The following is a 3,895-nucleotide window of genomic DNA, read 5'->3' as shown; positions in this document are numbered from 1 at the left end:
ACGAGATGATACTGACAGCGATAGAATACGTGAGAAGCGGATTTATATCTGCTCATGCTATTTACTCCTTGATTTGCTGGTAACAAACCGGGGCAGTATTTCGCATGGGCATTCTACGGGCAAAGCCCCACATGAACGATCACCACCCCCATAGGAGGTGGTTTAGGGGTGACAATTAAAAAGCCGGTCAGTGACCGGCTTTTTTTACTTCTTCTCTACCAACTGCTTAACGCTATCCGCATACTGGGCGACAAAGGCGTCCATATTGCTGGTATCCATCCCCTGCGGGTTCAGCTGATATTTACCGTCGACGTACATTGCCGGTACGCCTTGCAGCTGGAAGTCAGCGGCCGCTTTTTCCTGCTGAGCAACCAGGGATTTCACGACAAAGCTGTTCCATGCCGCATCGTAGTCTTCACCCTTCACGCCAGCGTCAACGAAGACTTTGCGAATATCAGCCACGGTCTGCACGGTCTGGGTTTTCTGTACCGCTTCAAACATCGGTACCGTGATCTTATCTTCAACGCCCAATGCCATCGCTACGGCCCATGCCTGGGTTAAGTCTTTACCCAAAGGTCCGAGGAATTCAACGTGGTACTTGGTCATTTTAACGCCTTCCGGCAGTTTTTTCTTCACGTTATCAGAAACGTGCAGCACTTCTTCAAACTGATAGCAGTGCGGACAGTAGAACGAGAAGAACTCAAGCACCTGAGGCGCGCCGGCTACGGGCTTATCAAGGGTGATGTACTGCTTACCGTCGGCGATCTGGGCAGCAGAAGCACTAAAAGCCAGAATCATACCAGCCAGCGCCAGCCAAATTTTTTTCATGTTTACGTCTCTCCTGGAAATATCTAATTAATACATTGGCGTTAACTGAAGAGGGGGTTCTTGCAGAACCTTCACCTGCTCAAGAAAAGTTGCTGTCTGCTCTCGCCAGTAATCTTCCCCGGTAAGCCAGGGGAAATTAACAGGGAAAGCAGGATCGTCCCAGCGCCTGAGCAACCATGCCAGATAATAAACTAACCGCATGGCGCGTAAAGGTTCGATAAGGGCGATTTCGTCTGAATTAAACGGACTAAATTCTTCATAAGCTTCAACGATCATCTCCAGCTGCATTCGCTGCTCGGCTTTATCACCGTTGAGCAGCATCCAGAGATCCTGGATGGCCGGACCGTTGCGGGCATCATCTAAATCGACAAAAAGCGGACCATCGCGCCAGAGAATATTACCGGCATGACAATCGCCGTGCAGACGCAAAACGTCAGCGTTCCCGTGCCATTGTGCTATAACGGCAGCAATCAGCTTATCTGCGGCGCGGAGGAAGTCCTTCTTCAGACCTGCGGGGATCAGCGTTGAGTGTTCAAAAACGTCCCGCGGCGCGAGCAAATATTCATTCACCCCAATCTCAGGGCGCGCGATAAAACGCGATTTACGCCCGATCTGGTGCAAACGCCCCAGATAACGGCCGACAGACTCCATTTGATCGAGGTTATCAGATTCAAACTGGCGCCCACCTAAGCTGGGGAACACAGCAAAATAGAAGCCCTGATGCTGATGAAGGGTACTGTCATTGAAAAATAATGGTGCCGCAACAGGAACATCATCCTGCTTGAGCTGGAGGGTAAACTGGTGTTCTTCGAGGATCTGTTCGGCAGACCAACGTCCAGGACGATAGAACTTCACCACATAGCGATGGCGGTCTTCGTCCTGAAACTGGTAAACGCGGTTTTCATAGCTGTTAAGCGGAGTGAGCCCGGAGTCCACCCGCATCCCCAGATCGAATAACCCATCAATGATGGTATCCGGGTTTAGCGTCTGAAAATTAAAAGCCTTATCGTGCATCCTGACATCCGATAATCTTAGGAATAGTTCAGGATATCATCTCATAACTCGTTCCGCGGCAGCACTTACAACCTTTTACTCTTTAATCACGCCGCGCGCACGCAATAAGGCCGTTTTGAAATCCTCTTCGTAATCCTTCTGAATACCCGGAATAACGGCTTCTTTTGCCGAATCACGCATTTTCAGATGATAAATCAGGATATCGTCGGAAAGATCGGCCAGTTCGCCAGTGTAACCGGCCTCTTTTGCGAGTTTCTGCAAAAATTGCATCAGGTTCAGTTCCGGCTCTTTCTGCCAGGCTGGCTGGAGGAGTTCAATTACTTCATTCAGACGTTTACATTTCATGGTCATGCTCCTTACTCTTGATAGCGACAAGTTAACAGGGTCAATCCCACAATGAAAGAGGCGATATTGATATGCAAGGCGAGGTCATAACCGGCGTTGTATTAGCAGGCGGAAGGGCCACGCGGATGGGGGGAACGGATAAGGGATTGCAGTTGCTCGATGGTAAGCCATTATGGCGCTATGTGGCAGAGGCGCTGTCTCCTCAGGTAACAGACCTGGCTATCAGTGCCAACCGTAATCTGGAACGCTGGTATGAAAGCGGATATCCGGTTTATACCGACAGTCTCTCTGACTTCCCGGGTCCATTAGCTGGCATGCTATCCGTGATACAGCAGACAGAGAGCGAATGGTTTCTCTTCTGTCCCTGCGATACCCCTTTTATCCCCACATTCCTGGCTGAGCGCTTTTTACAGCAGAAAAAAACCGCCGCCGTAGTCTGGGTCTACGACGGAGAACGCGATCATCCTGCCATTACCCTGATGCATCGATGTGTAATGCCCGATCTGGCGGCATATCTTGCCGCAGGTGAACGACGCGTGATGGCCTTTATACGCAGCAGCGGCGGGCATCGCGTTGATTTCAGCGATGCCCGGTCAGCATTTATTAACATCAATACTCTTGATGACTTGCAGAGCATACAGGAGCAATCATGATCCCCGTTCTCGCCATTTCCGCCTGGAGTGGTACCGGTAAAACAACGCTGTTGAAGAAATTGATCCCCGCATTGTGTGCAGCCGGCCTGCGTCCAGGCTTGATCAAGCATACCCATCACAATATGGATGTCGATAAACCGGGTAAAGACAGCTATGAATTGCGTAAAGCCGGGGCAGCTCAAACGATTGTCGCCAGTTCACAACGCTGGGCGCTAATGACGGAAACGCCGGATGAGGAAGAGGTGGATTTGGCCTGGCTGGTCAGCAGAATGGATGCATCAACGCTGGATTTAGTTCTGGTTGAAGGGTTTAAGCATGAACCGGTAGCGAAGCTGCTGCTTTTTCGGCAACAGGGCGGCCATCATGTTGAGGAGCTCATCCTGGATGATCATGTGATTGCGGTGGTCAGCGACATTCCAGTAGAGACATCACTCCCGCAGCTAGATTTAAACAATATTCCGCAGATCGTGGCGTTTATTCTACGATGGTTGGCAGAAGCTTAATCGCAGCCTGATGGCGGATTATTTCAGCAATGGGCGTAAGATTGCGCCCGTTCGGCACTATTTCTGCGAGATTAAGCATAACGGAGAAATAACGACAAAAACGCAAAAAGCCCGTCCAGACGGACGGGCTTTTTACTGATTTAATGCCAGGCGGTTTGCCGGACTTCCTGCCCGTCACCCTCGTACTGTGCAACCTCGTTCCCGACGATGTGCCCTGCTCCCGCAGCCACACTCCCCGGCGGACCGCAGACACAACAAAGGGCCCAGTCTTCCGACTGAGCCCTTCATCTTGTTTGATGCCTGGCAGTTCCCTACTCTCGCATGGGGAGACCCCACACTACCATCGGCGCTACGGCGTTTCACTTCTGAGTTCGGCATGGGGTCAGGTGGGACCACCGCGCTACTGCCGCCAGGCAAATTCTTTATACTCTGTCCCGTGTCTTTTACACTGATACTGCGTTGGCTGCTCTCGCGAACGTCAGTCACATACCTTTGTATGCTCCTTCCGTCGCTTCATTTGCCGCCTTGTCTCAGCGTAAAATCCTTCAGGAC

5 protein-coding genes and 1 rRNA gene are annotated in these 3,895 nt (G+C 51.1%); 2 read left to right on the top strand and 4 right to left on the bottom strand.

Going from position 1 to position 3,895, the window contains the following annotated elements; all coding sequences use genetic code 11:
- Positions 1-204: 204 nt before the first annotated feature.
- The 3 genes from dsbA to ACZAHD_RS22035 all read right to left on the bottom strand — a co-directional run bounded on the left by dsbA (position 205) and on the right by ACZAHD_RS22035 (position 2,187).
- Complete coding sequence (dsbA, locus tag ACZAHD_RS22045; protein WP_100686438.1) at positions 205-828, bottom strand: thiol:disulfide interchange protein DsbA; 624 nt, start codon at positions 826-828, stop codon at positions 205-207.
- A 27-nt stretch (positions 829-855) separates the two neighbouring features.
- Positions 856-1,842 (bottom strand): serine/threonine protein kinase, encoded by a 987-nt coding sequence (locus ACZAHD_RS22040; protein ID WP_462458638.1) that lies wholly within the window; start codon positions 1,840-1,842, stop codon positions 856-858.
- Between the two features lie 75 nt (positions 1,843-1,917).
- Positions 1,918-2,187, bottom strand: coding sequence for a YihD family protein (locus ACZAHD_RS22035; RefSeq protein ID WP_462458637.1), 270 nt, complete (start codon positions 2,185-2,187; stop codon positions 1,918-1,920).
- 71 nt (positions 2,188-2,258) lie between these two features.
- On the opposite strand from ACZAHD_RS22035, the gene mobA reads away from it, so the two are divergent.
- Both mobA and mobB read left to right on the top strand, forming a co-directional pair.
- Positions 2,259-2,840, top strand: coding sequence for a molybdenum cofactor guanylyltransferase MobA (mobA, locus tag ACZAHD_RS22030; RefSeq protein WP_462458636.1), 582 nt, complete (start codon positions 2,259-2,261; stop codon positions 2,838-2,840).
- The gene (gene mobB, locus ACZAHD_RS22025) at positions 2,837-3,343 is read left to right on the top strand and encodes a molybdopterin-guanine dinucleotide biosynthesis protein MobB (RefSeq protein ID WP_462458635.1); all 507 of its coding nucleotides are present in this window, start codon (positions 2,837-2,839) and stop codon (positions 3,341-3,343) included. Before mobA ends, mobB begins: the two co-directional genes overlap by 4 nt.
- Before the next feature lie 298 nt (positions 3,344-3,641).
- Here mobB and rrf read toward each other — a convergent pair.
- Positions 3,642-3,757, bottom strand: a 5S ribosomal RNA gene (rrf, locus tag ACZAHD_RS22020).
- Between the last annotated feature and the right edge of the window lie 138 nt (positions 3,758-3,895).

Origin of the sequence: Raoultella sp. (assembly GCF_039594335.1) — a bacterium.
In the GTDB taxonomy this organism is placed as follows: Bacteria; Pseudomonadota; Gammaproteobacteria; order Enterobacterales; family Enterobacteriaceae; genus Klebsiella.
The sequence above is the reverse complement of the archived record's forward strand: the minus strand, read 5'-3'. Positions and strand labels throughout refer to the sequence as shown.